At 48.8% G+C, this 26,184-nt stretch carries 31 protein-coding genes and 1 pseudogene; 15 read left to right on the top strand and 17 right to left on the bottom strand.

The annotated features are described in order from the left end of the window. Positions 1 to 75 precede the first annotated feature (75 nt). The gene (locus tag PSE6802_RS0107020) at positions 76 to 1,257 is read left to right on the top strand and encodes a pyridoxal phosphate-dependent aminotransferase (RefSeq protein WP_019499344.1); all 1,182 of its coding nucleotides are present in this window, start codon (positions 76 to 78) and stop codon (positions 1,255 to 1,257) included. Between the two features lie 20 nt (positions 1,258 to 1,277). Here PSE6802_RS0107020 and galT read toward each other — a convergent pair whose 3' ends face one another. After that, on the bottom strand, positions 1,278 to 2,282 hold the full coding sequence (gene galT, locus PSE6802_RS0107015; protein ID WP_019499343.1) for a galactose-1-phosphate uridylyltransferase: 1,005 nt from the start codon (positions 2,280 to 2,282) through the stop codon (positions 1,278 to 1,280). Positions 2,283 to 2,526: 244 nt separating this feature from the next. Between galT and PSE6802_RS0107010 the strand changes: the two genes are divergently transcribed. The 4 genes from PSE6802_RS0107010 to PSE6802_RS0106995 all read left to right on the top strand — a co-directional run bounded on the left by PSE6802_RS0107010 (position 2,527) and on the right by PSE6802_RS0106995 (position 5,351). Continuing rightward, positions 2,527 to 2,790, top strand: coding sequence for a DUF2281 domain-containing protein (locus tag PSE6802_RS0107010; protein WP_019499342.1), 264 nt, complete (start codon positions 2,527 to 2,529; stop codon positions 2,788 to 2,790). Continuing rightward, on the top strand, positions 2,787 to 3,206 hold the full coding sequence (locus PSE6802_RS0107005) for a type II toxin-antitoxin system VapC family toxin (protein WP_019499341.1): 420 nt from the start codon (positions 2,787 to 2,789) through the stop codon (positions 3,204 to 3,206). Before PSE6802_RS0107010 ends, PSE6802_RS0107005 begins: the two co-directional genes overlap by 4 nt. 128 nt (positions 3,207 to 3,334) lie before the next feature. Beyond that, positions 3,335 to 4,564, top strand: coding sequence for a cytochrome P450 (locus PSE6802_RS0107000; RefSeq protein WP_019499340.1), 1,230 nt, complete (start codon positions 3,335 to 3,337; stop codon positions 4,562 to 4,564). A 73-nt stretch (positions 4,565 to 4,637) separates the two neighbouring features. Further along, positions 4,638 to 5,351, top strand: a complete 714-nt coding sequence (locus tag PSE6802_RS0106995) for a pyridoxine 5'-phosphate synthase (protein ID WP_026103125.1) — start codon at positions 4,638 to 4,640, stop codon at positions 5,349 to 5,351. A gap of 270 nt (positions 5,352 to 5,621) precedes the next feature. Here PSE6802_RS0106995 and tatA read toward each other — a convergent pair whose 3' ends face one another. Then, entirely contained in the window at positions 5,622 to 5,804 is a 183-nt protein-coding gene (tatA, locus tag PSE6802_RS0106990) for a twin-arginine translocase TatA/TatE family subunit (RefSeq protein WP_019499338.1), read from the bottom strand. A 301-nt stretch (positions 5,805 to 6,105) separates the two neighbouring features. Here tatA and PSE6802_RS0106985 point away from each other — a divergent pair, with 301 nt between their 5' ends. The 5 genes from PSE6802_RS0106985 (at position 6,106) to murB (ending at position 10,129) form a co-directional block, all read left to right on the top strand. Further along, positions 6,106 to 6,588 (top strand): tellurite resistance TerB family protein, encoded by a 483-nt coding sequence (locus PSE6802_RS0106985; RefSeq protein WP_036945853.1) that lies wholly within the window; start codon positions 6,106 to 6,108, stop codon positions 6,586 to 6,588. Between the two features lies 1 nt (position 6,589). Then, positions 6,590 to 7,285, top strand: coding sequence for a Crp/Fnr family transcriptional regulator (locus PSE6802_RS0106980; RefSeq protein ID WP_019499336.1), 696 nt, complete (start codon positions 6,590 to 6,592; stop codon positions 7,283 to 7,285). A 70-nt stretch (positions 7,286 to 7,355) separates the two neighbouring features. Then, a complete protein-coding gene (locus PSE6802_RS0106975) occupies positions 7,356 to 7,613 on the top strand; it encodes a hypothetical protein (RefSeq protein WP_019499335.1) in 258 nt (85 codons plus the stop codon). A gap of 111 nt (positions 7,614 to 7,724) precedes the next feature. Next, positions 7,725 to 9,107: a UDP-N-acetylmuramate--L-alanine ligase gene (murC, locus tag PSE6802_RS0106970; RefSeq protein ID WP_036945582.1), complete on the top strand. Its 1,383-nt coding sequence runs from the start codon at positions 7,725 to 7,727 to the stop codon at positions 9,105 to 9,107. A gap of 125 nt (positions 9,108 to 9,232) precedes the next feature. Then, complete coding sequence (gene murB / locus PSE6802_RS0106965) at positions 9,233 to 10,129, top strand: UDP-N-acetylmuramate dehydrogenase (RefSeq protein WP_026103124.1); 897 nt, start codon at positions 9,233 to 9,235, stop codon at positions 10,127 to 10,129. Positions 10,130 to 10,188: 59 nt separating this feature from the next. On the opposite strand, the gene PSE6802_RS0106960 is transcribed toward murB, so the two are convergent. From PSE6802_RS0106960 to PSE6802_RS30855, 6 genes are all read right to left on the bottom strand, one after another. Then, a complete protein-coding gene (locus tag PSE6802_RS0106960) occupies positions 10,189 to 10,767 on the bottom strand; it encodes a Uma2 family endonuclease (protein ID WP_019499332.1) in 579 nt (192 codons plus the stop codon). Positions 10,768 to 10,823: 56 nt separating this feature from the next. Further along, positions 10,824 to 11,405, bottom strand: coding sequence for a Uma2 family endonuclease (locus PSE6802_RS0106955; protein ID WP_019499331.1), 582 nt, complete (start codon positions 11,403 to 11,405; stop codon positions 10,824 to 10,826). A 72-nt stretch (positions 11,406 to 11,477) separates the two neighbouring features. Next, positions 11,478 to 11,810, bottom strand: a complete 333-nt coding sequence (locus tag PSE6802_RS0106950; RefSeq protein ID WP_019499330.1) for a DUF4926 domain-containing protein — start codon at positions 11,808 to 11,810, stop codon at positions 11,478 to 11,480. 3 nt (positions 11,811 to 11,813) lie between these two features. Next, on the bottom strand, positions 11,814 to 12,155 hold the full coding sequence (locus tag PSE6802_RS0106945) for a DUF6883 domain-containing protein (protein ID WP_019499329.1): 342 nt from the start codon (positions 12,153 to 12,155) through the stop codon (positions 11,814 to 11,816). 101 nt (positions 12,156 to 12,256) lie between these two features. Continuing rightward, the gene (gene gyrB / locus PSE6802_RS0106940; protein WP_026103123.1) at positions 12,257 to 14,182 is read right to left on the bottom strand and encodes a DNA topoisomerase (ATP-hydrolyzing) subunit B; all 1,926 of its coding nucleotides are present in this window, start codon (positions 14,180 to 14,182) and stop codon (positions 12,257 to 12,259) included. Between the two features lie 227 nt (positions 14,183 to 14,409). Continuing rightward, on the bottom strand, positions 14,410 to 15,465 hold the full coding sequence (locus PSE6802_RS30855; protein ID WP_083901668.1) for a M23 family metallopeptidase: 1,056 nt from the start codon (positions 15,463 to 15,465) through the stop codon (positions 14,410 to 14,412). Positions 15,466 to 15,633: 168 nt separating this feature from the next. Here PSE6802_RS30855 and PSE6802_RS0106930 point away from each other — a divergent pair, with 168 nt between their 5' ends. Then, the gene (locus PSE6802_RS0106930) at positions 15,634 to 16,206 is read left to right on the top strand and encodes a Uma2 family endonuclease (RefSeq protein ID WP_019499326.1); all 573 of its coding nucleotides are present in this window, start codon (positions 15,634 to 15,636) and stop codon (positions 16,204 to 16,206) included. 174 nt (positions 16,207 to 16,380) lie between these two features. Here the strand turns inward: PSE6802_RS0106930 and PSE6802_RS0106925 are convergent, their stop codons facing one another. Continuing rightward, complete coding sequence (locus tag PSE6802_RS0106925) at positions 16,381 to 17,025, bottom strand: molybdenum cofactor guanylyltransferase (protein ID WP_036945579.1); 645 nt, start codon at positions 17,023 to 17,025, stop codon at positions 16,381 to 16,383. 31 nt (positions 17,026 to 17,056) lie between these two features. Next, a complete protein-coding gene (gene eno, locus PSE6802_RS0106920; RefSeq protein ID WP_019499324.1) occupies positions 17,057 to 18,340 on the bottom strand; it encodes a phosphopyruvate hydratase in 1,284 nt (427 codons plus the stop codon). Positions 18,341 to 18,577: 237 nt separating this feature from the next. On the opposite strand from eno, the pseudogene PSE6802_RS28090 reads away from it, so the two are divergent. Further along, positions 18,578 to 19,081, top strand: a pseudogene (locus PSE6802_RS28090) (L,D-transpeptidase); the annotation flags it as partial. Positions 19,082 to 19,337: 256 nt separating this feature from the next. Here the strand turns inward: PSE6802_RS28090 and PSE6802_RS0106910 are convergent. The 5 genes from PSE6802_RS0106910 to PSE6802_RS0106890 form a co-directional block, all read right to left on the bottom strand. Next, positions 19,338 to 19,529, bottom strand: a complete 192-nt coding sequence (locus PSE6802_RS0106910) for a hypothetical protein (protein WP_019499322.1) — start codon at positions 19,527 to 19,529, stop codon at positions 19,338 to 19,340. A gap of 19 nt (positions 19,530 to 19,548) precedes the next feature. Beyond that, on the bottom strand, positions 19,549 to 20,997 hold the full coding sequence (gene gltX, locus PSE6802_RS0106905) for a glutamate--tRNA ligase (protein ID WP_019499321.1): 1,449 nt from the start codon (positions 20,995 to 20,997) through the stop codon (positions 19,549 to 19,551). 56 nt (positions 20,998 to 21,053) lie between these two features. Continuing rightward, positions 21,054 to 21,491, bottom strand: coding sequence for a ferritin-like domain-containing protein (locus PSE6802_RS0106900; RefSeq protein ID WP_019499320.1), 438 nt, complete (start codon positions 21,489 to 21,491; stop codon positions 21,054 to 21,056). A 72-nt stretch (positions 21,492 to 21,563) separates the two neighbouring features. Then, positions 21,564 to 22,271, bottom strand: coding sequence for a DUF4230 domain-containing protein (locus PSE6802_RS0106895; RefSeq protein ID WP_019499319.1), 708 nt, complete (start codon positions 22,269 to 22,271; stop codon positions 21,564 to 21,566). A 140-nt stretch (positions 22,272 to 22,411) separates the two neighbouring features. After that, positions 22,412 to 22,624: a chlorophyll a/b-binding protein gene (locus PSE6802_RS0106890; protein ID WP_019499318.1), complete on the bottom strand. Its 213-nt coding sequence runs from the start codon at positions 22,622 to 22,624 to the stop codon at positions 22,412 to 22,414. 146 nt (positions 22,625 to 22,770) lie between these two features. Here PSE6802_RS0106890 and PSE6802_RS0106885 point away from each other — a divergent pair, with 146 nt between their 5' ends. Next, positions 22,771 to 23,271, top strand: coding sequence for an SLOG cluster 4 domain-containing protein (locus PSE6802_RS0106885; RefSeq protein WP_019499317.1), 501 nt, complete (start codon positions 22,771 to 22,773; stop codon positions 23,269 to 23,271). Here PSE6802_RS0106885 and PSE6802_RS0106880 read toward each other — a convergent pair. Then, positions 23,252 to 23,866, bottom strand: coding sequence for a Uma2 family endonuclease (locus PSE6802_RS0106880; RefSeq protein WP_019499316.1), 615 nt, complete (start codon positions 23,864 to 23,866; stop codon positions 23,252 to 23,254). The two genes, PSE6802_RS0106885 and PSE6802_RS0106880, sit on opposite strands and share 20 nt — an antisense overlap. 123 nt (positions 23,867 to 23,989) lie before the next feature. On the opposite strand from PSE6802_RS0106880, the gene PSE6802_RS0106875 reads away from it, so the two are divergent. Together PSE6802_RS0106875 and PSE6802_RS0106870 are read left to right on the top strand one after the other, a co-directional pair. Next, positions 23,990 to 24,793, top strand: coding sequence for a TrmH family RNA methyltransferase (locus tag PSE6802_RS0106875; protein WP_019499315.1), 804 nt, complete (start codon positions 23,990 to 23,992; stop codon positions 24,791 to 24,793). 114 nt (positions 24,794 to 24,907) lie between these two features. Beyond that, a complete protein-coding gene (locus PSE6802_RS0106870; RefSeq protein WP_019499314.1) occupies positions 24,908 to 25,324 on the top strand; it encodes a hypothetical protein in 417 nt (138 codons plus the stop codon). Between the two features lie 13 nt (positions 25,325 to 25,337). Here the strand turns inward: PSE6802_RS0106870 and PSE6802_RS0106865 are convergent, their stop codons facing one another. Further along, positions 25,338 to 26,180, bottom strand: a complete 843-nt coding sequence (locus PSE6802_RS0106865) for a DNA-formamidopyrimidine glycosylase (protein ID WP_019499313.1) — start codon at positions 26,178 to 26,180, stop codon at positions 25,338 to 25,340. Positions 26,181 to 26,184: the final 4 nt, after the last annotated feature.

Genomic DNA, 26,184 nt, shown 5'->3' with positions numbered 1-26,184 from the left:
AAAATCCCCTCGCCTTCAGACAGAGGAGTTGTCAAAAAAAATGATAAGTTGATCGGGTACGATCGCTGCAAGATTATGTCCGCAACCGCTATAAATTCTTCAACAACTTTATCCCTCTCGCAGAGAGCAACTCAAACCAAAGAATCGCAAATTCGGGAGGCATCTCGCTACTGCGCTCAGTTTGGCGCGATCAATCTGGCGCAGGGTTTACCAGACTTTGCGGCACCAGAAGCTCTGAAACAAGCAGCCCAGGACGCGATCGCCGCTGACATCAATCAATATGCCGACACCTGGGGTTTAGAGGCGCTGCGCGTAGCGATCGCGGCCAAACTACAACGGGATAATGGCATCGCGGTCGATCCTGACACGCAGGTGACGGTCTGTTGCGGTGCGACTGAGGGTTTGAATATTGCCTTGATGAGTATTATCGATCCGGGCGATCGGGTGCTGATTTTCGAGCCGTTCTATGAGAACTACATCCCGAATTTGGCGACAGTGGGCGGCATCCCAGAGATGTTGGTGTTACAGCCGCCGCAGTGGGAAATTACGGCAGAGATGTTAGAGCCGTACTTTCAAAAGGGGCTGAAGGCAGTCATTGTCAATACACCAGCAAATCCTACTGGGAAAGTATGGACGCGCGCGGAACTGGAATTGCTGGCAACGTTTTGCGATCGCTATGGAGTTTACGTCATTACGGATGAAATCTACGAATACATCCTGTACGAAGGCGAACACGTCAGTATGTTTAGCTTGCCGGGGATGGCAGAACGAACGATCGTCGTGAATGGATTCTCTAAAACTTTCTGCGTCACGGGGTGGAGACTGGGTTATACAGTTGCCTCCGAGGCTCTGACCGCAGCCATGCGGCGCATCCATGATTTTCTCACGATTTGCGCGCCTGCCCCTCTACAGCAAGCTGCTCTAGTTGCCTTGAGTTTTGGTCGCGATTATTACATTCAAATGGCAGCGGACTACAAGCGCAAGCGAGATTTGCTTTATTCAGCCCTGGAGGCAATGGGACTCTCACCTGTTTTGCCGAGGGGTGCTTACTACATCTGGACTGATAGCTCGGCCCTTGCAGAAGATGCCGATCGAGCAGCATTTCGCCTCGCGCAGGAGGCAAAGGTGGCAGCAGTACCGGGAAATTGCTTTAGCAATCCCAAGCGACAGCACGTAAATGGGCTGCGCTTCTGCTTTGCGAAAAAGGATAGTACGTTGGCAGCAGCGATCGCCCAAATGCAAAAATTCCGACTGTAGGGGCGAATGGCCGTTCGCCCCTACAGAACGGGAATATCGACATCGCGCAGGAATTGAGCGCTGTCCTCCGGCATAGAGGTATTGATATACATGCCGCTGCCAATTTCAAAACCGGCGGATTTGGATACGCGCGGCACGATCGCCAGGTACCAGTGAAAATAATCAGTATAGGTTTCATCGGTAGGAATGGAGCGAATTGTATAGTTGAAGTCGGGATTGTTTAAGCCATAATAGAGTTTTGCTAATACGGTTTTGAGCGTATAGGCGAGATCGGCTAGCTCGGCATCGGTGCTCTGGTCAAAAGAGGAAACGTGGCGGCGAGGATAAATCCAGAGGTGAAACGGGGAGAGTGCCGCGTAGGGAATAAAAGCGACGAAATGCTCGCTCTCTAGCACGATGCGCTCTTGAGATTCCAATTCATCGCGCAAATTGCGACAGAATATGCATTCACCCGTATCGTCAAAGTAGCGAATTGCTTCATCAATGCGTACGCGGAACTGATGGGGGACAACTGGAATTGCGGCAATCTGCGAGTGGGGATGTTCGATAGATGTACCAGCCGATTCCCCGTGATTTTTAAAGATGACGATCGCTTCAATGCGCGGATCTTTACGGATATCGATATAACGCTGCCGATAGGCAATCAGAATATTGCGCACGTCCTCAATTGACATTAAAGCAGGTGTGAGATCGTGGCGGGGATGCTCGACAATCACTTCATGAATACCAACCCCTGAGATAATTCTGTGGATGCCCTCTACCTTGCGAATGCGTTCTCCCGTGGCGGACAGAGCCGGATATTTATTTGGCACAACGCGCACGCGCCAGCGATCTCCATCGCGAATGCAGAATGGCTCCGCCCCCAGAAAATCCTCATTGCCGGGACAAAAAGGACAGTCGGGTTTATGGGCGGGCAGGCGATCGTTCTGGCGATCGGGTCGGATAAACTCATGCGGTCGTTTCGCTCTTTCCGTCGCGAAGATCGCCCAATCTTTTGTAATAACATTTTGTCTGAGTTCAGGCATATCGCACTCTCGGCAAAGCGATTACATACTCAGCATACTTAAATTTAAACACGATCGATGTGGATTGAGCAGAAATGACTCATAGCGTAAACCATAAGCATCCTAACAAGCAAGGTTACCGCAATCTGCTAGCATGAGTATAAAATGGTTATCCTCAGGGAAAGAAATACTATGGCAACAATTACAATTCGTAATATACCTACATGAATTGCTAAATCGTATCAAGGAACGAGGGGATTGAGCTATGAGCAACTTACCAGAAGCTGTTAATGTTGAACAGTTAATTATGAAGCAGGTTAGAACCCTGTCTGTTGAAACTCAGCAGGAGGTTCTTGATTTTGTGGAGTTTTTGCAAGCTAAGCGACAACAAAATCAGGTAACTACTCAAATGGAAAGTTCCTTGTCAATGTCTCAAGCATTGATTGAAAAGTATGCTGGGTGTTTAGATGGTGGTCCTAGCGATCTTTCTTCTAACAAGAAATACTTAGAAGAACTAGGGAAGAAATGAGCCGATGTACTTTAATTGATACGGGGCCTTTGGTAGCTTTTCTGAAACGACAAGATAGTTTTCATGACTGGGCAGTAGCAGAGTGGAAAAAACTGAAATTGCCATTGTTAACATGTGAAGCGGTGATTGTAGAGACTTGTTTCCTTTTGAGAGATACTTATGCTGGGCAGGAAACAGTTACTTCTATGATTAGTGATGGGATTATTCAAGTTCCTTTTCGACTGGAAGATGAGGTTGTAGCTGTTAGGGAACTAATGAAACAATATCATTCTGTACCAATGGCTTTAGCTGATGCCTGTTTGGTAAGGATGACAGAGTTATATCCGAATAGCAATCTATTTACTTTAGATAGTGATTTTAGAATTTATCGTAAGAATCGAAACCAGGAGATTGTAGTTATTTTGCCGACTGGTTGATGGCAAGCAGCATATCTCAGGGCGTTTGACATCAGTCCCGATTAAATTAAATGACGATCGCAGATCCAATTTGAATTAGTTGGCGTAAATAGGGTGAATACGTAAAAGTACACCGAGGAAACGCAACTATGTTGGCAGAACACCAAACCACTGCTTTCGACCTTTTGGCTCCCGCATCCCTGGCAAATCCCTATCCCCTGTACAAGCAGATGCGCGAGACCGATCCGGTATATTACTCCGAGGCTAATGGCTTCTGGGTACTGACGCGGTACAGTGATGTTGAGGATGCGCTGCGGGACGATCGCCTGAGTGCCGATCGCAGTTCTTTGTTTGCCAGCCAGTTGGGGGGGCTGGATCTGGGCATAATTCAGAATTTCCTGAAATTAACTGGGAATTTCATGATCGAGAAAGACCCACCCGAACATACGCGGATGCGCAAAATTGCCAATCAGGGGTTTACGGCGCGCGCCTTAGAAAGTTGGCGTTCGATTATCCAGGATACAACCGATCGCCTTTTGGATCGAGTTCAAGATCGACACCAAATGGATATCGTAGCAGACTTGTCCGTACCTCTGCCAGCCTTGATTATTGCCGATATCTTTGGCGTACCGGAAAAAGATAGAGGGAATCTGATCGAATGGGCTGTGGATATCGGTACTTTTTGGGGAGCGCCAGCCACCGACAATATTGGAGCAGTGGCACGCAAAGCAGATCGCAGCGCTGTTTTATTTACAGAATTGATGCAAGAGATTATTGCCGAACGCCAGCACAATCTCGGCACCGATATGATCAGTCTCCTGATTTCTGCCTATACCGAAAATGGCATGAATCTCGAACAAATCCCTTCTCTATGCATTTTGATTTTAAATGCCGGACATTTAACCACCACCGATCTGATTCCCAATGGTGTTAATGCCTTGTTGAGCCATCCCGAACAGTTGCAAAAACTGAAAGACAATCCGGCACTACTTAACTCTGCGATCGAAGAAATGATTCGCTTTGATACGCCTGCGCCATTCTTATTTCGGATTGCCAAGGAAACCCTGACTGTAGGTGGGAAAAAAATTCCGGCTGGCAGCGTCGTAGCCCTTGGGCTGGGAGCGGCTAATCACGACCCCGCAAAATTCCAGTCACCCGAAATTTTTGATATTACGCGATCGCCCAACGAACATATCGGTTTTGGTCAAGGGGTTCACTTCTGCTTGGGCGCAGTCCTGGCTCGTATGGAACTATCGATTTGTTTTTCTACCCTGTTCAGACGTATGCCCAACCTCCACTTCGATCGCGATCTTTCTGCAGTAATAAAACATACAAGCCTGGTATTTAAGGGATTTGAGACATTAGCCGTCAAATTCTGATGCAAGCGTATCCCTAATCGCGGACAGAGTTTGTGATATAGTGGGTGCGCTTGTAGAGTATATAGATGTTACCTTGCCTACTCTTGGTGTAAACATAGACCACATTGCCACCATTCGCCAGGCTCGACGCGGTGTGGAGCCAGATCCCGTCGCGGCGGCGGCGATCGCCGAGCTAGCGGGGGCGGATGGCATTACCGTACACCTGCGCGAAGATCGGCGGCATATTCAAGAACGCGATGTCCGCATCCTGCGTCAAACGGTGCGCACGCACCTGAATCTAGAGATGGCTGCCACGCCTGATATGGTAAAAATTGCTCTGGATATTAAGCCCGACTACGTTACGCTCGTACCCGAAAAACGCGAGGAAATTACCACTGAGGGTGGCCTGGATGTAGTTGGCATGGGCGATCGCCTTGTAGAGATCGTGCATCAGCTCCAAAGTGCTGCCATTCCCGTCAGTCTATTTATTGATGCCGATGCCAATCAACTAAAAGCATCGGCTAAATCTGGCGCTAAGTTTGTGGAGTTGCACACGGGTAACTATGCCAACGCGATCGATGAAGCGCAACAGCATCAAGAACTGGAAATTCTGACTAAGGGGGGTAAAGTCGCGATCGCACTTGGATTGCGCCTAAATGCGGGGCACGGTTTAACCTACTGGAACACTAGCGCTGTAGCGCAAATCCCAGGCATGGAAGAACTAAACATCGGGCACAGCATCATTAGTCGTGCGGCACTCGTGGGGCTCGATCGCGCCGTCAGGGAAATGAAAGCATTACTTGGGTAGTGCCAATTGCGCGGGGCGGCTCGGCAAAGGAACTTCGAGGTTATTACCAGCCTTGCCCCAAAATACCTGAATAAACTCCTCACTTTTTCACACTTTTTCACACTGTGCGCGCCAGTCCTGTAGAGCTAATATACGGGTACTCATGTTTAAGACACTTTAAAGGATCTGTAATTTATTGGGTTACTAGGGAGCAGCTAGAGGAGTTGTTCCCTATTTTTGTATCTGGTTGTGTGGCAATTAGCTTTTAGCTCTTGGCTTTAGATTCGGTTGTTATTCTCCTGGTTTTGGCGTGTCAGTGGAATCGGGCTTGTCAGGGGCAGACTTCATTTCTTCGCGAAATCCCTTAATGGTTTTGCCGAGACTGCTGCCTAGCTCCGGGATTTTTTTCGCCCCGAACAGTGCAACTACTACAACTGAGATTACTACTACCTCGGGTAATCCAAGACCAAACATAAACTTAATTCCTAATCCGCGTTTAAACTTTAGCGCTCCAATTACCTATAGCCATAGACAGATAGGTTATTACAGGGAGTGTGGGGGCTGCGCCCCACGCCGGGGTTCCACCCCTGCACCCCGTCCTAAGCCTAATTTATTGGCTATAGCTATAAAATGTAGCACTGCATAAAATGTAGCACTGCCATCGACAGAGATTATGACGAAAAAGTTAAGCTAATTGTCTTTTCCTAAACGATCGCCCTGTGGTTGGCGTATCATTTGTTCATAATTGGCTAGTTTTATGGAGACGATCGCAGTTATGCCAGCACAACAAGTACCACCTCCGATCAATCCGCGTCAGATGGATATATTGCGTGTCGCCACTGCGATGGCATGGTCTGACGGTCAGTTAGAACCAGATGAAGTTCGCCTGATTTTGGACAAATTTGCCACCATGTTTGCTAAAACGGAGGCAGAGCAACGTTCGCTCAAGCAGAGTTTGCGCGAATATCTAGGCCAAAACCTTCCTCTCGAAGAAATAGTTCCTAATTTTAAAACCTACGAAGATCGCAAGATGGTGCTCAAGCTAGCATTTCAAGTAATTACAGTCAGTCGGCGCAAACCGGGCGAGCCTAAAGTCAATCTCGATGAAGCAGCGGCCTATCAGCGCCTATTGCGGTTACTGGACTTACCCGAAGATGACGTAATGGATATTGAAGCAGAGGTTATACCATACGACGATCGACATGGTGGAGTCATTCAAAGTATAGCTGCCAGTCTTCATAAACTTATTAAGGGCTAACATGCAAGATCGATCTGACTATCGGCAAATAATCTCAGCATCTCCATTTTTTGCTGGCTTACCAAAAGAGGCGATCGAACAAGCGATCGCTAAGGTAGTGACCAGAGAACATCCCGTACACCAGGTGATCTTGCTGGAAAACGATTGGGGTAGTTCGGTCTACTTCGTGCTGAAGGGTTGGGTGAAAATTCGCACCTATAACCTTGACGGCAGGGAAGTAACGCTCAATATCCTCGGCCAAGGGGAAATGTTTGGAGAGATGGCTCCCCTCGATCAGGTGCCGCGATCGACCGATGTAATTACGCTGACACCCACTACTATTGCCAGTTTGCCTGCCGCAGATTTTGTCCACCTGGTTGAAACTGAGCCAAAAGCAGGCATTCACTTAGCTCGCCTGATGGCAAAGCGCTTGCGTCAGGTCAACCGTCGCCTGCGCTTGCGCGAGTCTGACAGCACGTCTCGCGTAGCCGATGTTTTAATATTTCTGGCTGAGGGGCAAGGTACAAAAGGGGCTAGCGGAGGGATTGAAATCCCCAACTTGCCGCATCGCGAGCTGAGTAGCTTGAGCGGTCTAGCCAGAGAAACCGTGACCAGGGTATTGGGCAAATTAGAGAAGAAAAATCTGATTAAAAGAGATCCGGAAAGAGATGTCCTTTGCATTCCTAACCTCAAGAGCCTGGAAACCATTATGGTTTAGCACGCCAGCAACTTAATTTCGCCTTGATATCCCCAATCTGCCCCATCGAGAATTAAGTAGCACGGGCGGATTGGCACGCGAAACTGTTGACAGTTTCGATACGCAAGCTGGAGAAGAGAAATTTGCTTGCCACGATCGCAAAAAGACCATACTTTACATTCTGGACATGAAAGGGCTAGAAGCCGTCATGGTTGGAGCGATCGCGCCTCGTACCGAAAATGTTGAAACTATAGCCGCAGACAGATTAGTAATTGCAGGGGGTGTGAGGGCTGTGCCCCCACGCAGGGGTGGAACCCCTGCACCCCGTCCTATAGCCTATTGGTTATAGCTCTATATAAAGTCAGCAAATTTTAGCTTTATGTCTGCGATTGGTGGCTCTATTTCAGAATTATTTGGTATGATGTCGCACATTGAATAGGTGTGGTGAGCAAGGAGAAAAATTGTGAATCTGGTTAACTTCAGCGGAAAGCCATTTCACTTTATCGGTATTGGTGGTATTGGTATGTCTGCCCTAGCCCATATTTTGGTTAGACAGGGGCACCAGGTTTCAGGATCGGATCTCAGCGAAAATCGGATTACCGATCGACTTAAGCAGATGGGCGTGGAGGTATATCGCGGACACTGCGCTGACAATATCAATGCAATTAGTCGCCCCCAGATTATTTGCTCGACCGCGATTAGCCAGCAGAATCCCGAATTTCAGGCAGCTAAAGCATTGGGGTTACCAATTCTGCACCGCTCTGACGTATTGGCGGCGCTGATCGACCAGTTTAAAAGCATTGCAGTATCAGGTACTCACGGCAAGACTACTACAAGTAGCTTGATTTCCTTCTTACTACTACGGGCAGGCGTTGACCCCACAATTGTCATAGGTGGTGAAGTGCAGGACTGGCAGGGCAACGCCAGACTAGGTCAAGGAGAATACCTGGTCGCGGAAGCCGACGAGTCAGATGGTTCTCTGGTTAAGTTCTCTCCTTACTTGGGTGTAGTCACTAACATCGAGTTAGATCACCCCGATCACTACCACAGCCTAGAACAAGTTATATCCACATTTCAAATATTTACCGATCGCTGCCAAGTTGTAGTTGCCTGTACTGACTGCGCTAATATCAAGCAGCACCTGCAACCTCAGATTACTTACAGTTTGAACGACACCAGCGCTGACTATAGTGCCACTAAAGTTAGGTACGATTCAGATGCAACTAGGGCAATGATTCTAGAAAAAGGCAAGCCGTCAGGCGAAATTGAGATGGGTTTGCTAGGCTCTCACAATCTTGCCAATGCCTTAGCCGCGATCGCTGTATGCCGCCACATCGGTATAGATTGGCCTGTAATTCAAGCTGCATTACCAGAGTTTGTCGGTGCTGGTCGTCGCTTTGAGGTTAAAGGCAAGCATGATGGCATTATTTTTGTGGATGACTACGCCCATCACCCCAGCGAAATTAGAGCAACGCTGGTCTCTGCCAGACAGCAGGAACATAAGCAAGTTGTAGCTATCTTCCAACCTCACCGCTACAGTCGCACCGTCAGGTTTCTATCTGAGTTTGCTACAGCATTTACAGATGCGGATACTGTGGTAGTAACAGATATCTACGCTGCGGGCGAGCCAAATCAGGATGGCATTACTGGCGAGCAAGTGGCCGAGGCGATCGCCCAGCATCACCCTAACGTACATTATCGTCCGACCTTAGTGGCAGTACAGTCTTTTCTGACTAAACAGCTTAAATCTGGCGATCTAGCTCTATTTTTAGGTGCTGGCAACCTCAACGGAATTATTGCACCTACAATTGAAGCAATGGCAAACTGCTACGTACAGTCTTAGAATTACCCAACCCCTGTACGGGTTTAGCATTTGTAACAAATATTTTCGCTTAAGGCAGAGATTAACAGGCAAATGCTAAACCCCTGCGATATCACCCAACCCCTATCACCCAACCCCTTACGAAAATGATTGCCGATTCCACCCCTGACACCAAGATTCGCGCCTCAGTTTCCTTAGCGAATATGACCTCGTTTAAAGTAGGCGGTAAGGCAGAGTGGTTTCTCGATCCTCATTCCATTGACGATCTGCGCGACGGCTTGATGTGGGGTAGCGATCGGCAATTACCGCTAACATTTCTCGGTGCGGGTAGCAATCTCTTGATCGGCGATCGGGGGTTGTCAGGGTTGGTAATTTGCCTGCGCCATCTGCGCGGCATCGAGTTTGACGATCGCACTGGGCGACTTACTGCTGCGGCTGGCGAACCTGTAGCGCGGCTGGCTACGCTAGCAGCCGCCAGGGGCTGGTCGGGATTTGAATGGGCAGTGGGCATTCCTGGCACGGTTGGCGGTCTGGTTGTGATGAATGCGGGCGCACAGGGAGGCTGTGCGGCGGATGTGCTGCTAGAAGCACAAATGATGTCAGCCAATGGCGCAGCCTATGCCCTTAAACCCGACGCATTAGGATTCAGCTACCGCACCTCAGTTTTGCAAGGTGGCAGCAGCATTGTTACAGGTGCAACTTTGCAATTAAAACCTGGTTTCGATCCGGAAAAGATCAAGGCATCGACGGAAGAGCATTTGAGAGCCAGACATGCCACTCAGCCCTATCATTTGCCTAGCTGTGGTAGTGTATTTCGCAACCCTTATCCCAAGGCAGCGGCGTGGTTAATCGAACAAACGGGACTGAAGGGATATCAGATTGGTAACGCGCAAGTGGCGCAACTCCACGCTAACTTCATCGTCAATCGCGGTGGCGCGACCGCCAGCGATATTGCCCGCTTGATCGGTTATATCCAGGAGCGCGTCCAGGAGAAGTGGTCGCTGCTCCTCGAACCCGAAGTTAAGTTTCTGGGACAGTTTTAACTTCACAACTTTTGCCAAACCCAACCCCCATCCGGCCATATCCAGGCGATCAGACCCCATCAACCGCCCGCCCCTATAATTTGCGCGGCAGTCAGCTCTAACTCCGGAAAAGTTGGCGAAGACAAGCGATCGCCCCCTCGAAATTCCTGCGCTTCGTATAGTCCGCTTACCAATGTCAGCACCGTTACCATTTGCTGCCCCGGATCGACTATCCAATACTCATCAATTCCCCTTGCGGCATACTCAGAGCGTTTATAGCGATAATCGCGATCTATGCTTTCCTGTCCTGGCGATACCACTTCGACAACCAGGCGAGGCGGCGGCATATCGCGAGTAATCGTGCTGCGAGCATCTCCCAAAACCTCATCCAATTCTTCCGACAGAATCATGATATCGGGCAGACGAGTTTGGGCAAATCTACCGTTAACTTCGATTTCCGTATCTTTACAGCAGAGCAGGCGAAATGGCACGAATTTGAGGAACACAGAAATTAAAAACATGGCAATCCGAGCATTCAGCCGTGATTCCGGTGGCATTGCAACTAACTCCCCATTCACCAACTCGTACCGCGTATCCGTACCATCGTCATAGGCTAGATATTCCTCAAACGTTAATTTCTTCTTTGTCGCCAGAGTCATAGAGCTAAACCTCCCGTCTTTGTCATGCTCGATACAGCCTCGATCGAACCACTATTTCAACTACCCGATTCTATAATTTGTGCGGCAGTCAGCGCTAACTCTGGAAACGTTGGCGAAGACAAGCGATCGCCCCCTCGAAATTCCTGCGCTTCGTACAGTCCGCTTACCAATGTCAGCACCGTTACTATTTGTTGCCCCGGATCGACGATCCAATACTCATCAATTCCCCTTGCGGCATACTCGGAACGTTTATAGCGATAATCGCGGTCTATACTTTCCTGGCCTGGCGATACCACTTCGACTACTAAACGCGGCGGTGGCATATCTGGCAACACGATCGCGCGGGATGCTCCTTTTAAAGCTTCTGCCAGGTCTTCAGACAAAACTACTAGATCGGGAATTCGCACCATTGTCCGCATTCCCATTACCGCGATCTCTAACCCCATGCGCAAACAGTAAAAGGGTATACCCATTTGTGCAAAGCAGGTGAGTAGGAACATACCAATCCGCTGATTCAAGTCGCTTTCCGCAGGCATGGCAACTAACTCCCCATTCACCAGCTCGTACCGCGTATCCGTACCGTCGTCATAGGCTAGATATTCCTCAAACGTTAATTTCTTCTTTGTCGCCAGAGTCATAGAGCTACACCTCCTTTGCACTGCGATCGCTATTATTGCCATTATCCTAGCAAAGCGATCGCTAAATCTCTGCTAGCTATGGGGCACAGTTGATTTGCGACTATACATAAACCGCGCAAAATCGAAAACCTCTTCACGAATATCTTCTGGTAGACCTGCCACCAAAGCTTCGATTTTTTCTGCAATTGGCACCCAAGTTTTGGTTGCTGACCGCCAAACTACAATGAACTGATCTGCAAATAAAGTTACAAGGGCTAGCGTTTCACCTGCTTCATTGCTGAACTCTACTTCATACTGTCCGTCCGCATATATATCTACGATCGCTCCCCGATAGCCTGCCTGTAGGCTTGTCTCAGGAAGATTTCTTAATAACTCAATTACATCAAACAGTTTGGGCTTTACCATAATTTACTTTTTTACAAACAAAGTGACCAATCTTGCAAAATCTGCATCAGGTTCTACAATCCAGCCTGTGCGAACAACTTCTCGCTGGTTTTCTACACCAGTAATTTCCAGATCTACCCGATACCTCTGTCCGTGCGCATCCGTTTGGGTGAGAATTGCCTCAGCATTCAGAGCCTGAGATTGAATTTGTTGTAAGAGCATTTCAAAATTGCTCTTGGTATATCCTAGACGACGAAGAAACATCAAAGCTTTATCTGCCCCAACCGGGTTATCAGGATTCAAAGCATAGTCTGTGAGTTTACGTGGATCGATCTCCAAACGCTCAACAACATCTCTAAGTTTCACTATATTACTACCATTATCCTAGCAAACTAAGGAGCGGGCAAAATAGTCAGGCCAGAGATTTCCGATGCGATCGCATCGACGTAATCTAGATTGTTCCTTTCCTAAATATCCAGATCTGTGAGATTGAGTTTAGGCCCGTAGGTTTCAATAAATTCGCGGCGCGGTGCGACGCGATCGCCCATCAAAATCGTAAATATGCGATCGGCTTCGGCGGCATCTTCAATTGTAATTTGCTTGAGGGTGCGCGTAGCGGGATTCATCGTTGTATCCCAAAGCTGCTGCGGCATCATTTCGCCCAAACCTTTGAAGCGCTGGATATTGTAGTTGGCGTTGGCGGGGAAAGTGGCAAGCAGGGCTTGCAAGTCGCGATCGCTGTAGCAATACTGTGCGTTCTTGCCGCGTTCCACTTTATAAAGTGGAGGGCAACCGATGTAGATATAGCCTTGATCGACAAGCTCGCGCTGATAGCGATAGAAGAAGGTTAACAGCAGCGTGCGAATGTGCGCCCCATCAACGTCCGCATCTGCCAGCAGAATAATTTTGTGATAGCGCAGTTGAGAGATACTGAACTCCTCGCCGCGAATGCCCATACCCAAGCCCGTAATCAGGGCTTGAATTTCGTTATTCTTATAGATTTTGCTATCATCCGCTTTCTCAATATTGAGAACTTTACCGCGCAAAGGCAGAATCGCTTGGAAATGGCGATCGCGCCCTTGCTTTGCCGAACCCCCTGCAGAATCGCCCTCAACGATGAAGATTTCAGATTCGCGGGGGTCGCGAGAGCTACAGTCAGCAAGCTTTCCGGGCAAGGTGGAAGATTCCAATGCAGATTTGCGGCGGACGAGTTCGCGAGCGCGACGAGCGGCTTCGGCGGCGTTAAAAGCCTGGATTGCTTTGTCGAGAATGGAAGTTGCTACAGTGGGATGGAATTCGAGATATTCATTCAGAACTTCGCCCACAAACGAATCTACTATCCCGCGTACTTCCGTATTCCCAAGCTTGGTTTTAGTTTGGCCTTCAAACTCCGGCTCCGGTACTTTGACAGAAATTACGGCTGTCAGACCTTCGCGAACGTTTTCACCCGCTAAGTTGGAATCGTTTTCTTTCAGTTTCTTTAACTTGCGCGCCGTACTGTTGAGCGTGCGCGTCAGGACCGTTTTCAAGCCCTCCAGGTGCGTACCGCCGTCAACCGTGCGGATATTATTGGCAAACCCCAGAATATTGTCATTAAAAGCATCGGAACACCATTGCAGCGCTACTTCTACCTGCACGTTGTCCCGTTCCCCTTTGACATAGATAATGTCAGGGTGAATCGGTTCCTTTTCATGGGTCATGTACGTGACGTACTCGCGGATGCCGCCATCGTAGTGATAGATTTCTATCCTTGGTTCCTCACTGCGGCGATCGCTAAACTGAATTTTGACCCCAGCATTTAAGTACGCTAACTCCCTTAAGCGCCCGGCCAGCGTCATAAAGTCAAAAGTGGTATCGGTTTGGAAAATCTGAGGATCTGGCTTAAACGTAACTTGCGTACCCCGACTGCCTGGCTCGGCTTTGCTAATTTTCAAGTCGCCGACGGGTACGCCCCGTTCGTAGCGCTGCTCGTGTACCTTGTTCTGCCGCCAGACCTTAACTTCCACCCATTCTGATAGGGCATTAACCACAGAAACCCCTACGCCATGCAAGCCTCCCGAAACCTTATAGCCGCTTTCGCCGCCGAACTTGCCCCCCGCCCCCAATACGGTCATTACAGTTTCTAGAGCCGACTTACCAGTTTTGGGGTGAATATCAGTAGGAATCCCCCGCCCGTTATCCTTAACTGTTACCGAGCCATCCTCTAAAAGATCGACAGTAATTAAATCGCAATGCCCCCCTAAAGCTTCGTCAACACTGTTATCGACAACTTCAAAGACAAGATGGTGTAAGCCTTTGGGACCTGTAGAGCCGATGTACATACCAGGGCGCTTGCGAACGTGCTCTATACCCTCTAATACCTGAATCTGCTCGGCGGTGTAGGTCTCGGTCATTGTTTCTGGCATGGATGAAATAACTCCAAAAATTCGTTCTGAGGTTTATTTAGTCTCTAACGTCAAAACACTATACCATTATAGCTCAAAAGCCTCCTAGGTGGTTCCAGAAGGCTTTAAAATGAATTTTCTAATTGCTATAGGTATTCTCAAGATGCCTGACTCGATCGGCTATTCCAGCGGCACTAATCCTGTATCAATATACAGCAAGGCCGCAGTAAGTCAAATTAACCCTTGGCGGTTGACTTAACTAGCTGCGCAAGATAGCGATTCAGTTCATCTAAAGCTAAAACGAGTTGGTCGGTAGGATCGACGACTACCCAATCGTCTTTTCTTCTTTCCCATAGCTCGAAGTGTAAGTGGGGACCAGTGGAAAACCCCGTGCTGCCAACTAAACCGATTACCGTGCCCTGTTTAACGTATTGACCGGGCTTCACCAGGACTTCTGATAAATGAGCGTAACGGGTTTCGTGGGTGTCGCTGTGACCGATCGCTACCACATAGCCATAACCGCCAAGCCAGCCTGCTACTTCTACCCTACCGCTGTAGGCAGCCAGTACGGGCGTGCCTTCCGCAGCGGCGATATCTGTACCCTGGTGAAACCGTCCTTGTCCGGTGATGGGGTGGATGCGAAACCCAAACGAAGAGCTGATAAAAGCTGGAATCGCCAGCGGAAACTGCATCCGCTTGTCGCCATTACTGGGCCGACTCATGGCTTTAATTTCACGGGGGGTGAGTTGCCGCACCTCTGTCCTAAAGCCCGAGGATGATTCGTAGACAAAACTGGGGTGAGTGGCGATCGCTTGGTAATCTCTGCGATCGATCTGTGGCGCGCACAGATCGGGTTGCAAATTCCTGGTACTGCTAACTACAGATCGGCAACCAGAATTACGGCTTTCCATAATAATATCCACGCGCTCTGGCGAGGATTTGGGCGTAGATATAGCAACGTCTGGCTTACTCGTCCGAGACTGTACCTCAACTGTGATGGGTTCGGAGCGTACGGGGCTGGACTTAACTTCTTGAGTAGTCTGAACTTCGACCTGGGCTGGTGCTTGCGGCTCTGGAGGAGCGATCGCATCCACAGCAGGAGCAGGCTCGGATACTTGAGGAGCGCTTGGCGTAGTGGTGGCTGGCGCGCTCTCTTCCACACTGGGTACGACAATATCGGGGGAAACTTCCGACTTATCCTTTGCTTGCACCTGGCTAACAGGTGCAACTGCGCCGAAGGAAAGGCACAACATGGTTATTAGAGTTAAATGCGATCGAGATAGTTTTTGCATGCGCTTTATCCTGAATAGCCCCAAGAAATAGTAACACGTAAACCCAAATATGCTGCCACCCAAATCTAATCGGATTAATCGAAATTGGTCATCAAGTTAACCGACACCGGAGGGTGAGAACAGTTCCAAATGCTAAAATATTTTCTAGGAAGTAATGAAAGATAGCTTATGGTTGCTGCCTCTGACTATTCGCACAGATTTACACCCGCTGAATATTTGGAGTGGGAAGAGAAACAAGAACTGCGTTATGAGTACGTTTATGGTGAAGTCTACGCCATGACTGGCGGCACTCTCAACCATAGTAAAATCGCAGTTAATTTTATCGCTCTGGTTAGCAATTATTTGCGCGGCAAAAGATGTCAAGTATTTAATTCTGATGCTAAGGTAGAAGTGTTTAACCTGGATTTGTTTCTCTATCCCGATCTGAGCGTGACTTGCGACGATCGCGATCGCAGCAATACTAAATTCCTCAGTTACCCCTGCTTGATTGTGGAAGTTTTATCTTCTAGTACAGAAGCTTACGATCGAGGCAATAAATTTGCGCTGTATCGCCGTTCAGCTAGCTTAAAGGAGTACGTTTTAGTTAGTTCTGAAGCGATCGCAGTGGATATCTATCGACCGAACGATCGCGGCAAATGGGAATTAACAGCATACGAACCCGGTGATGTCATCGAGTTGGAGAGCATTAATCTGAAATTCGCGATCGAGGAACTATTTGAAGATATTACGTTTGCATCGTAAAGCTCCACCCCTGCGTGGGGACTGTGCCCCCACACCCCCTACTCACCGCCGATCTGAAAACCGCTATATAGCGGTTTTTAATTGAGAACAGGTTTTATTGACGGGGTGAAGGGGTGGAACCCCTTCTTGGGGGCAACGCCCCCAACCCCCCTTCTCGTTTTCATTTGAAAACCGCTATAGTTCTGAGAAATCTTGAGGTGTATTGCAGTTAAATAGTACGAGTGGATTTACGTTGAGAATTTCGGCAACCTGAATGCGATCTAGCCATCGCTGAAACGACCTGCCACCATCGGCGATAAATCCCTTGAGGCTAGGCAAACAGTCCCGACGATAAAATCCACACAGCGGTTCCCATTGTTTATGGGATGGATTGGTGCCAGAAGCAGAATATTTGGGAAGATACGCCATTACGGTCTCTGATAGCTGGGGCAGTTGACTCGCCCACCTTTGCAATTCGCTCGCTTGTAGATTAGGTAAATCGCAGGCAAGTAAGAGTATCCAATCGCAGTTGGTTAAGACTGCTTGCGTATCTAATTGGCGCAAACCAACGTAAAAACCAACCAGTGGCCCCTCTGGATTGGATTCGCTCAGAAATTGGCATTGCCGTGCTAATGGCAGATGTTGATAATCTTGCGATCGCCCTGTAACAACGTACGCGCGATCGCAACAGGCTGCTGCTACATCGCACGTACGTTGCAGTAAGGGAATGCCATTAATCGGTATCAGAGCCTTATCTTGACCCATACGAGAACTTCGCCCCCCCGCCAGCACGATCGCGCACAGGTCAGGAGGAGCGCAATCTAAGCAAGGCGGAGGCATGATACGCGCAAATTCTTGATGGGATATCGAACTATTTAGTCGGGCCTAGACCAACCGCACCGGCATAAACCGCCTGACTGCCCAATTCCGCTTCAATGCGAAGCAAGCGATTGTATTTAGCAACGCGCTCGCTGCGGCAAAGCGATCCGGTTTTGATTTGCCCTGCCCGCGTCGCCACAGCCAGATCTGCAATCGTAGTATCCTCAGTTTCGCCAGAGCGATGGCTGATTACAGAACGATAGCTGTTTCTGTCCGCCGTAGCGATCGCTTCTAGGGTTTCCGTAAGACTGCCGATTTGATTGAGCTTAATCAGAATGGCATTGGCACAGCCTTCACGGATGCCTCGATCCAAACGCTCCTTATTCGTGACGAATAGATCGTCACCGACAAGCTGCGTATTGGTAAGCTTCCCGGTCATGGTTTGCCAATTTTCCCAGTCTTCCTCTTGCAGGCCATCTTCGATCGATACAATCGGGTATTTGGCGATCGCCTGCTCGTAATAGGCGATCGTGGCAGAGGCAGAGTGCGACTTGCCATCAAACGTATAGTTGCCGTTGTTAAATAACTCGTTTGATGCCACATCCAGAGCCAAACTGATATCTTTGCCCGGTGTATAGCCAGCCTTGGCGATCGCATCTACCAATAATTCCAGTGCTGCCTGATTGGATTCCAGGTTCGGCGCAAAACCACCTTCATCACCAACGCTGGTTACCAGTCCTTTTTCATGCAATACGGATTGCAGGGCGGTAAATACCTCTGCCCCGTAACGCAGAGCTTCCCTAAAGCTAGGCGCACCGCTGGGCACGATCATAAACTCCTGAATATCGACATTGTTATCGGCATGGGCACCGCCATTCAGGACGTTCATCAAGGGTACTGGTAGAACGTTAGCCAGCGGCCCGCCCAAATAGCGATAGAGGGGTAACCCCACCGCTGCTGCTGCTGCTTTAGCTGTAGCTAAAGAAACGCCCAAAATGGCATTTGCGCCCAGATTGGATTTATTGGGCGAACCATCGCGGTGGATCATGACGCGATCGATTGCTTCCTGGTTGAGCGCGTCCATACCGACCAGCTCTGGCAAAATCTTTTCCGTGACATTGCGTACCGCCTTTAGCACGCCCTTGCCACCGTAGCGACTCTTTTCGCCATCACGCAACTCATGGGCTTCAAAGCTACCTGTAGAAGCACCACTAGGAACCTGGGCTAAGCCTATGGCACCTCCAGCTAGTCGTACCTCAGCTTCAATCGTGGGTCGTCCCCTCGAATCGAGAATTTCCTGGGCCTTAATAGACTCGATCGCACTAAATTTACTCACGTTGAACTTTCCTTAATTTACGAATAATGCCTCTAGCTCACCACGAAATTCTAACAAATGTGGTGTTATGGTCTACAAGTCTCTTACTGTAACGTTTTGACTCACAGTTGCAACATAACCCACTTTAACTTTCATGGCTTTTTATTGAGATTTCTTGAAATTTCTGACATTTACCAACGATTTTTGCGCAAAATAGAGGTAGGAAGCTTTTGACATAAACTGAGGAGAAGTCGATCCATGAAAGCCATTTTTACTGGCTCGTTATTGCTGCGGTGGGGGCTTGCCACTACGGCAGCCCTTTTAGCCAGCTTCAGCAGCGTTATACCCGCGATCGCCGAGCCATCCAAGCCGTCTGACACGATTGCTCGGGCAATGAAAGAACTAATGGTATCAGATAAGAAATGGATCGAGATCAGACTGGGTTCGCAGCGTTTAATTGCCTGGGAAGGCGATAAACCCGTATATGCTGTGATTGTATCTACGGGTAAGCCCGGACACGAAACACCAGTCGGTACGTTTGCCATTCAAACAAAGCAATCGATCGCGAGGATGCAAGGAGCTGACTACGACGTACCCGACGTACCAAATACCATGTATTACTCTGGCAGCTATGCCATCCACGGAGCTTATTGGCATCGTAATTTTGGTACGCCCGTCAGCCATGGCTGTACGAACGTAGCGCTAGACCATGCCAAATGGTTATTTAATTGGGCTTCAGTAGGCACGCCTGTAGTCGTACATAGCGGCACAACAGCTCCAAAACCACCAGCAGACAAGCCGCCAGTGAAAAACCCACTAGACGCGCCAGCTAAAGAACCCGCCAAATCACCCGAGCTACCCGACAAAACCCTGGACGAGCAATTGGCAACAGAATACTGGTAATACCAAATCCTGTTTAATTACCCCCTTGTACTTGAAGTCCGCGCAGGCAGACTTCAAGTACGGGGAATACCCCAAGGCCTAGTATCGACCGTGCAGGCTAACCGTAAAGATTCGTTCAATGCTGATGTTTGCTCTCAACATGCTCGATTAAGCTTTCAGCCATCTCCAGCGCTACAACTATCAGATTTTGCTCTAGCTGTCCTCTACCTCCCTCATCGCTGATATTGGGATATATATGCGGATTGGCAAGCATCCCAGCTAGCAATTGCGAGGCAATTTGTTTAACTTCATCGTGTTTTGCGTCCATATTTACCCGATCCGTTTAACTACGTTATTGACAAGGCTTGCTGTAGGCGCGGTATCGCCAAACCGCGTTGGTGTAATAACAGGAATGATGGAATTAACTCTGGGCCGCGAACGTCGCCGGTAAGCGCGCAGCGCAATGGCTTCATCACCATACCTTTTTTGACATTTTGCAATTTGGTCACCGTTTGAATCAGGCTATTTGCGGCATCAGCAGTCAGTACGGGAGTATCTTTAAGCTGCCCCAATAGCGCTGTAATGACTGGCTTCACCGCTTCCGGTTGCAAAGCCGCGATCGCGGCATCCGTAAATTTAAGTTCGGACTCGAATAAAAAGCGTGTCATCTCCACGGCATCGGTGAGACGAGTTAAGCTGGGGGCAATTAGCGTTACCAGTTCCAATAGCCAACCGCGTTCTGCCGCAAAGTCAACCTCGCGATTGAAACCTGCCTGCTGCCAAAAGGGAATCAGGCGATCGCACAAATCCTCCACGGGCATATCGTGCAGGTATTGACTGTTAAGCCAGTTGAGCTTATCCCAGTCAAATCTCGCGCCCGCTTTGTTGACGCGATCGAAGCCGAATAAGGGGGCTGCATCCTGCATGGTAAAGATATCCTGGGCATCAGGCTTAGACCAACCCAATAAAACCATGTAGTTATTAAATGCTTCAGGTATGTATCCCATAGCACGGAATTCATCTACAGATGTGGCACCGTCGCGCTTGGAAATCTTAGCTCCATCCTTATTCAGGATTAGAGGCAAATGGGCAAACTCTGGCATACTTGCGCCCATTGCTTCATATAGCAAGATTTGTTTGGCAGTATTGGCAATGTGATCTTCACCTCTAATCACATGGGTGATATCCATTTCGATATCGTCGATCACGACCGCAAAGTTATACAGCGGTAGAGAAACCTGTCCCTGGTCGTCAGTTCTGGCAATGACCATATCGCCGCCCAGATCGCGGGTATTCCACGTCACCTCACCGCGTACCATGTCATGCCATGTCACTTCACGCGGCTCCTCGATCTTGAAGCGCACTACGGGTCGGCGACCTTCTGCCACGTACGCTGCCTGCTGTTCGGAGGTCAAGTTGCGATGGCGATTATCGTAGCGGGGAGCCTGTTTCTTGGCTTTCTGCTCCGCTCGCATTTGTTCTAGCTCTTCGGCACTGGCATAGCAGAAGTAAGCTAAACCCCGATCCAGCAATGCACGAACCGCCTCTTTGTAATGTTCCAGGCGTTGGGTTTGATAAAAAGGTCCCTCATCAAAGTCAATACCTAACCAGGCTAAGCCGCTCAGGATATTTTGCGTGTATTCATCCCGCGATCGCTCGCGATCTGTATCCTCGATACGCAAAATGAATTTTCCGCCATGACGACGGGCATACAGCCAGTTAAATAGGGCTGTTCGAGCCGTGCCGATATGGAGATTACCAGTGGGGCTAGGGGCAATGCGAACGCGAACCGTCATTAGTTTAATTTCTTAGTTGTGGACGAATTAAGTTATTTTGGTGGCTAAAGTTCGGTTCAGCCCCCAAAATCCCGGAGCATTTTCCTTAGTTCCAGGTTATGCAACTCTTCTTTACCGATCATGCTGCGGGCAAACTCTTCGAGATAAACACTGCGATCCTGGACGATTTCTAGTAATTCTTTGTAAAAACGTACTGCCTGACGCTCGTGATATAAGCTCTCAGACAAAATCGCCTTGACAGAGTGGGTATTAGTTTCTTCGAGAGGGGTTATGCGGAGGCTGGGATGCCCCTCAAGACCAGTGAGAATTTCGCCAACTAGCTGAGCATGGAGTAAAGACTCGTTTGCCTGCGCTTTAAAAAAAGTGACGATGGGAATGCGATTAGGGCCAGTAATCATCAAGGAATAATGCGTGTAGCGCACTACCCCCGACAACTCGAACTCCATAATCTCATTGAGCTTGTCAATTGTTTTTTCGAGATCGAGGTCTTTCATGCCCGTAATTTAGAAACTTAAGACTACAAAAGCTATTTTAGCTGGTTGCGTTCCCGCCTAGCGACTATATCCTCAGGAACATGACCCCGCCGTGGGTGCTTGCGTTTTGACCGTGACTTTAGCATCACCTGTTAGCTTTACTAACTGACTCACCACAAGCTCTGCTCTTTGATTTGCTGCAGTCAAAATGCCGTTATCGCAAGCAGCTTTCTCAATCCGACGAAGGGTTTCTTGCTGGGCAAGGGTCTGTAAATTGGGACCCACATCCGGCCCTAGACCTAAAAAGCCGCGATCGTACTCGTACACGCTGGAGCGCTTGACATCGATCTTGCTGTCTAAAATTTTAGGCGGTGGCAGGGCGATCGTAATGCTGTTCGGAGTTACGGTTACGTCTTGCGGCGCGATCGCGCTCAAATCTACCCCCGCTCTCACCTCGCCATGTGCGATATAGAGCAGCTTTGTCGTTCCTAGCGGTACGCTACCCAAAAGCAAACTTTGACGAGTAGGCACCACTGTTTCCATCACGAAGATCGACGTGGTTAGCTCGCTAGCCCCGCGTATTTGCTGGATTACGATCGGGCGCAAATCTACTTCCGCCGAGGATATTTTGAAGCTAAACATCGATGCCATCTCGGCAAAAAAGCGATCGCCCACGCGCCACAGACCGACTAGAGAAAATGTCAGAACGGCAATAAACCCACCAGTGGCAACTAGCGATAAATTGCGCCAGGGCGATCTACCCACGCGGCTAATCGGTCGGTCTTGAATTTGGTCGCTCATGTTCGTGCTTGGCGTTGCAGCCCCCTAGAAAAGTTTGCAGATCTATACCTTAAGGCGATCTCAACTATTCTAGTCTCGAAACTCAGAGCAGCACCAAAACATCTAAGAAGATTTCCATGGCATCAGTGCCACTGCCAAATTTAGAAACCGAGCAGAGCTAAAAAACCTTTGCCTGTAATAAATTCCAATACAATCAAGCCAACTATGCCTACCATTGCTAGGCGACCGTTAACTACTTCCGCATATTCGGTCAGGCCAAACCGCTCTTCTCCCTGATCGACATACATCTTAGGCTCGATCGCCCAGTTGTTCATGATTCCTTGTTCGTTTTTGGTAAAAGCAGAGCGTGGCATAATTAATCTTTTGTTAACTAATATTGCTATTCTTTAACATACTAGCATCCTAATAGTCATAAATACGCAGTTGAGTAGCTATTTAGCTAACAGCTAATAGCTTCTAAAACCCTTATGCACTAAGCACATCAAACATAATCAATGCTATGCCTAAAATTACGATCGGGGTGATGGGCCCGGGCGCGAGTGCCACTGAAGCCGATCTGTGCCATGCCTACGAGCTAGGGAAGTTAATCGCGCAGGAACAATGGGCGATCTTATCTGGTGGGCTAAATCTAGGCGTGATGGCAGCGGTGAATGAAGGAGCAAAGTCAGCCGGTGGGTTTACGATTGGGATTTTACCTGGAGCCGATCGCCGAGGGATGTCTGAGAACATCGATCTTGCGATTGTCACGGGCATGGGTAGCGCCCGCAATAATATCAACGTGCTGTCCAGCGATGTGGTAATTGCGTGTGGGATGAGCGCGGGTACGGCATCGGAGGTTGCCCTCGCCCTCAGAGCTGGGAAAAAAGTAATTTTGCTTAACGAAACTGGTGACGGCAATGACTTTTGGCAAAAGCTGGGTGCGGGGGATGTAGCGATCGCTTCCAGTCCAGAGCAGGCAATCTCACTGACAAAAGCCTTTCTCAGCCATCAGTTTGGCTAGTTTGGAGTGCGGTGCGATATTCCATTACAGCATCAAATTGCTCAGCTGGTCTGACGTAGCTAGATAGCAAAGCCAGATCTAAATCTGGTAAAAGCTCGCTCTGGTTGACTAATTCATAACCGTGCGATCGCAGGTGATAAATCGCAAATCGACCATTCTGCCAAAACCATACCTCTGGTACTTCTAGCCCTCGGTAAATTTCCAGTTTATCCACAGAGCCGCTACTCAAAACTACTTCGATCGCGATATCTGGGAATTCCTTTTTCTGCGCCAAACAGTAGCATTCATCAGGCTCTAAACCTCTTTGCTTCGCAACCTTGCGAAACGTTGCCGCTCCTATGCCATGAAACCGCGTGCGTGTTACTTGAAAGTAGGTTTCCATCAACATAGCTATGATGGTTTTTAATTCTTCATGCTCGGCAGAAGTAGTCATGATTTCTAATGTACCTTCTAGGTAGGACAATCTTAAGCCTGGAAATTCATCTCCTAAGGTTGCCAACAGGGATTCGTATTGCTGCCAGCTTACGCCCTCAAGGACTACCCGCTGCTCTGCGATCGGCTGAATTTGAGATTTTTCTAGTAGTTGAAAACTCATAGAGAATCTTTGGTGAAACTTAATGCCCCAATTTTAGCATTACCTCTAAGCGCACGAGATCTTGGACGTGCTAGGATCGTGTGCGTGTCCAATACGCTGCGAGCCAGGTTGCTCGCAAGGAGGATGATTCATGAAAAAACTTCTCGAAACGATCTATTAGCTGAAATTCAAAAACTACAATGCGATCGCGCTTACCGCGATGCCAGTCAATCGTTCTATATTGAAGGTGTACGGAACTTCATCTGGGCGATCGACAATCACTTAAAGATATCTCAAATTTTGTATAGCGAAAAGCTGCTGACGGCACCAATCGCCAGAAAGCAGGTGCGACAAGCGCGACGTTCCGGCGTACCTTGCCTACCTCTGACACCCGAACAATTTCGCCAAATGTCCAGAGCAGAGCGGGCTTCGGGAATTGCCGCGATCGCGATCCAGCCCTGGTCAAGGCTAGCGGAAATCTCGCCACAATCTGGCTTGTGCTGGGTGGTTCTGGAAACAGTGCGATCGCCTGGTAATTTAGGCACTTTGATCCGCACTTCCGAGGCATTTGGAGGAGCGGGATTTATCCTGATTGGAAATCGCATAGATCCCTTTGCGCTGGATGTGGTACGAGCATCGATGGGTGCCGTATTTCGACAGGTGTTCGTACGTACGAATCTTTCAACTTTGCAGGCATGGGGAGAGCGGCACCAGTGCGCCGTAATCGGCGCTTCGCCCGATGGCACGATGGATATGCATCAGTTACAGTATCCGCATCCTACTTTACTCTTTCTAGGAGAAGAGCGGCGAGGTTTAACTCAAGCGCAGCGCCAGTTTTGCCAGCAACTCGTGCGAATTCCAATGGTGGGTACGGCAGACTCACTGAACTTAGCGATCGCGGGCAGCTTGATGATGTACGAAATGTATCGATCGAGATTAGTAGTTTAGCTGCCTAGGATGCGTTACGCAAATCGCTAACGCATCCATTGACAGCGTCAATACACCAAGGCTAAACTGCGGCTATAATCTTTAAGTCAGGTATCTAATATCCTGGAGGCGCAAATGACCAGAAGAGATGATTCTGATCGGCTCCTACCAGACTACGATCTGGATAAAGGCAAACCTTCCAATGAAGTCCCTCCCAATTCTAGACCAGTAGAATACGATAGAGTTCCATCTGGCTACGAACCCATAGGCCAGATCGAGCTTATAGGTCGAGTGTTTAGAGGTTTGGTTAGAGGTCGATTCCCATGGTGGGTTTTGATTTTGGCTTGGATATGTTTTGGTAGTCTAGCATGGATATATGCTTACGGAGCAGTTGTTGCTATAGTCGTAGCTTTTACGTCAGGTGCTTGGATATCTTTTGCTGTTTATTTTATATTTTTCATAGCTATGTCAGTTATGTCGGCAGCATTTTTCTCTATTTTGTGGAGAGCAACTTTGGCAAAGCTTTCCAATAGAAAGCGCGGAAGAAAATAGTTCGAGGATCGATCTAGGGAAGAAATTGCGGTTGACAGTGGGGACAAAAATGCGACGATCGCCCCGCTAATTTAATCCGCGCGATCGCCGTGCCGCATACCTTACAAGCCTGGTCAGTACGACGAAATACCCATGCCATATCGATATAGTTCCCTTTACTGCCCGTGACATCCTGGAAGTTGCTAAACGTGCTGCCGCCATTCGTGATGCCATCGCTTAATACCTTGATAATCGCAGCATGCAGTGCCGCGATCTGAGTAGCTTGTAACTGTCGCGCTGGGTACTGTGGATGAATATTGCTGAGAAACAGAGACTCGTCGGCGTAAATATTGCCGATACCTGCCACGATCGCCTGATCGAGTAAAGCGTTTTTAATGGGACGCTCGCTCTTGCTCAATTTTGCAGCTAAATAAGCGGGGGTAAATTTTGGGTCAAACGGTTCGACCCCCAAACTTTGCAAACCTGTAATAATCTTTTCTACTTTCGTCCTGGGCGGCACCCACCACATTTGTCCGAACGTGCGCTGATCGTCAAATCGCAATTCCCAATCGCCGCAAAATAGCCTTACGCGCGTGTGCTTGTGGACTGGCGCGCTCCGATCTAGCCATAACATGCGACCTGTCATGCGCAGGTGTACGCCTAGATAGCTGCGATCGCTTAGTTTTGCCAGTAAATACTTACCGCGCCGCTGCCATTCCACAAATGCCTGGCCGGTGAGCGCAGACACAAAATTAGCCGACTCTTCGGGGTGGGCGATCGTGCGGGGCAACAATACTTCTCCACCTTCGATTTGTCGGCCAATTGTTGTTCGATCTAGTCCGATCCGAATCGTTTCAACCTCAGGTAACTCAGGCATAGGT

The sequence above is a fragment of the Pseudanabaena sp. PCC 6802 genome, assembly GCF_000332175.1.
In the GTDB taxonomy this organism is placed as follows: domain Bacteria; phylum Cyanobacteriota; class Cyanobacteriia; order Pseudanabaenales; family Pseudanabaenaceae; genus PCC-6802.
The sequence above is the reverse complement of the archived record's forward strand: the minus strand, read 5'-3'. Positions and strand labels throughout refer to the sequence as shown.

What these genes read in the sequence shown, in the direction of transcription:
- PSE6802_RS0107020 (WP_019499344.1), top strand. Translation starts at nt 76, where the DNA reads ATGTCCGCAACCGCTATAAATTCTTCAACAACTTTATCCCTCTCGCAG.
- galT (WP_019499343.1), bottom strand. Translation starts at nt 2,282, where the DNA reads ATGCCTGAACTCAGACAAAATGTTATTACAAAAGATTGGGCGATCTTC.
- PSE6802_RS0107010 (WP_019499342.1), top strand. Translation starts at nt 2,527, where the DNA reads ATGAGCAACTTACCAGAAGCTGTTAATGTTGAACAGTTAATTATGAAG.
- PSE6802_RS0107005 (WP_019499341.1), top strand. Translation starts at nt 2,787, where the DNA reads ATGAGCCGATGTACTTTAATTGATACGGGGCCTTTGGTAGCTTTTCTG.
- PSE6802_RS0107000 (WP_019499340.1), top strand. Translation starts at nt 3,335, where the DNA reads ATGTTGGCAGAACACCAAACCACTGCTTTCGACCTTTTGGCTCCCGCA.
- tatA (WP_019499338.1), bottom strand. Translation starts at nt 5,804, where the DNA reads ATGTTTGGTCTTGGATTACCCGAGGTAGTAGTAATCTCAGTTGTAGTA.
- PSE6802_RS0106985 (WP_036945853.1), top strand. Translation starts at nt 6,106, where the DNA reads ATGCCAGCACAACAAGTACCACCTCCGATCAATCCGCGTCAGATGGAT.
- PSE6802_RS0106980 (WP_019499336.1), top strand. Translation starts at nt 6,590, where the DNA reads ATGCAAGATCGATCTGACTATCGGCAAATAATCTCAGCATCTCCATTT.
- murB (WP_026103124.1), top strand. Translation starts at nt 9,233, where the DNA reads ATGATTGCCGATTCCACCCCTGACACCAAGATTCGCGCCTCAGTTTCC.
- PSE6802_RS0106960 (WP_019499332.1), bottom strand. Translation starts at nt 10,767, where the DNA reads ATGACTCTGGCGACAAAGAAGAAATTAACGTTTGAGGAATATCTAGCC.
- PSE6802_RS0106955 (WP_019499331.1), bottom strand. Translation starts at nt 11,405, where the DNA reads ATGACTCTGGCGACAAAGAAGAAATTAACGTTTGAGGAATATCTAGCC.
- PSE6802_RS0106950 (WP_019499330.1), bottom strand. Translation starts at nt 11,810, where the DNA reads ATGGTAAAGCCCAAACTGTTTGATGTAATTGAGTTATTAAGAAATCTT.
- gyrB (WP_026103123.1), bottom strand. Translation starts at nt 14,182, where the DNA reads ATGACCGAGACCTACACCGCCGAGCAGATTCAGGTATTAGAGGGTATA.
- PSE6802_RS30855 (WP_083901668.1), bottom strand. Translation starts at nt 15,465, where the DNA reads ATGCAAAAACTATCTCGATCGCATTTAACTCTAATAACCATGTTGTGC.
- PSE6802_RS0106930 (WP_019499326.1), top strand. Translation starts at nt 15,634, where the DNA reads ATGGTTGCTGCCTCTGACTATTCGCACAGATTTACACCCGCTGAATAT.
- PSE6802_RS0106925 (WP_036945579.1), bottom strand. Translation starts at nt 17,025, where the DNA reads ATGCCTCCGCCTTGCTTAGATTGCGCTCCTCCTGACCTGTGCGCGATC.
- PSE6802_RS0106910 (WP_019499322.1), bottom strand. Translation starts at nt 19,529, where the DNA reads ATGGACGCAAAACACGATGAAGTTAAACAAATTGCCTCGCAATTGCTA.
- gltX (WP_019499321.1), bottom strand. Translation starts at nt 20,997, where the DNA reads ATGACGGTTCGCGTTCGCATTGCCCCTAGCCCCACTGGTAATCTCCAT.
- PSE6802_RS0106900 (WP_019499320.1), bottom strand. Translation starts at nt 21,491, where the DNA reads ATGAAAGACCTCGATCTCGAAAAAACAATTGACAAGCTCAATGAGATT.
- PSE6802_RS0106895 (WP_019499319.1), bottom strand. Translation starts at nt 22,271, where the DNA reads ATGAGCGACCAAATTCAAGACCGACCGATTAGCCGCGTGGGTAGATCG.
- PSE6802_RS0106890 (WP_019499318.1), bottom strand. Translation starts at nt 22,624, where the DNA reads ATGCCACGCTCTGCTTTTACCAAAAACGAACAAGGAATCATGAACAAC.
- PSE6802_RS0106885 (WP_019499317.1), top strand. Translation starts at nt 22,771, where the DNA reads ATGCCTAAAATTACGATCGGGGTGATGGGCCCGGGCGCGAGTGCCACT.
- PSE6802_RS0106880 (WP_019499316.1), bottom strand. Translation starts at nt 23,866, where the DNA reads ATGAGTTTTCAACTACTAGAAAAATCTCAAATTCAGCCGATCGCAGAG.
- PSE6802_RS0106875 (WP_019499315.1), top strand. Translation starts at nt 23,990, where the DNA reads ATGATTCATGAAAAAACTTCTCGAAACGATCTATTAGCTGAAATTCAA.
- PSE6802_RS0106870 (WP_019499314.1), top strand. Translation starts at nt 24,908, where the DNA reads ATGACCAGAAGAGATGATTCTGATCGGCTCCTACCAGACTACGATCTG.
- PSE6802_RS0106865 (WP_019499313.1), bottom strand. Translation starts at nt 26,180, where the DNA reads ATGCCTGAGTTACCTGAGGTTGAAACGATTCGGATCGGACTAGATCGA.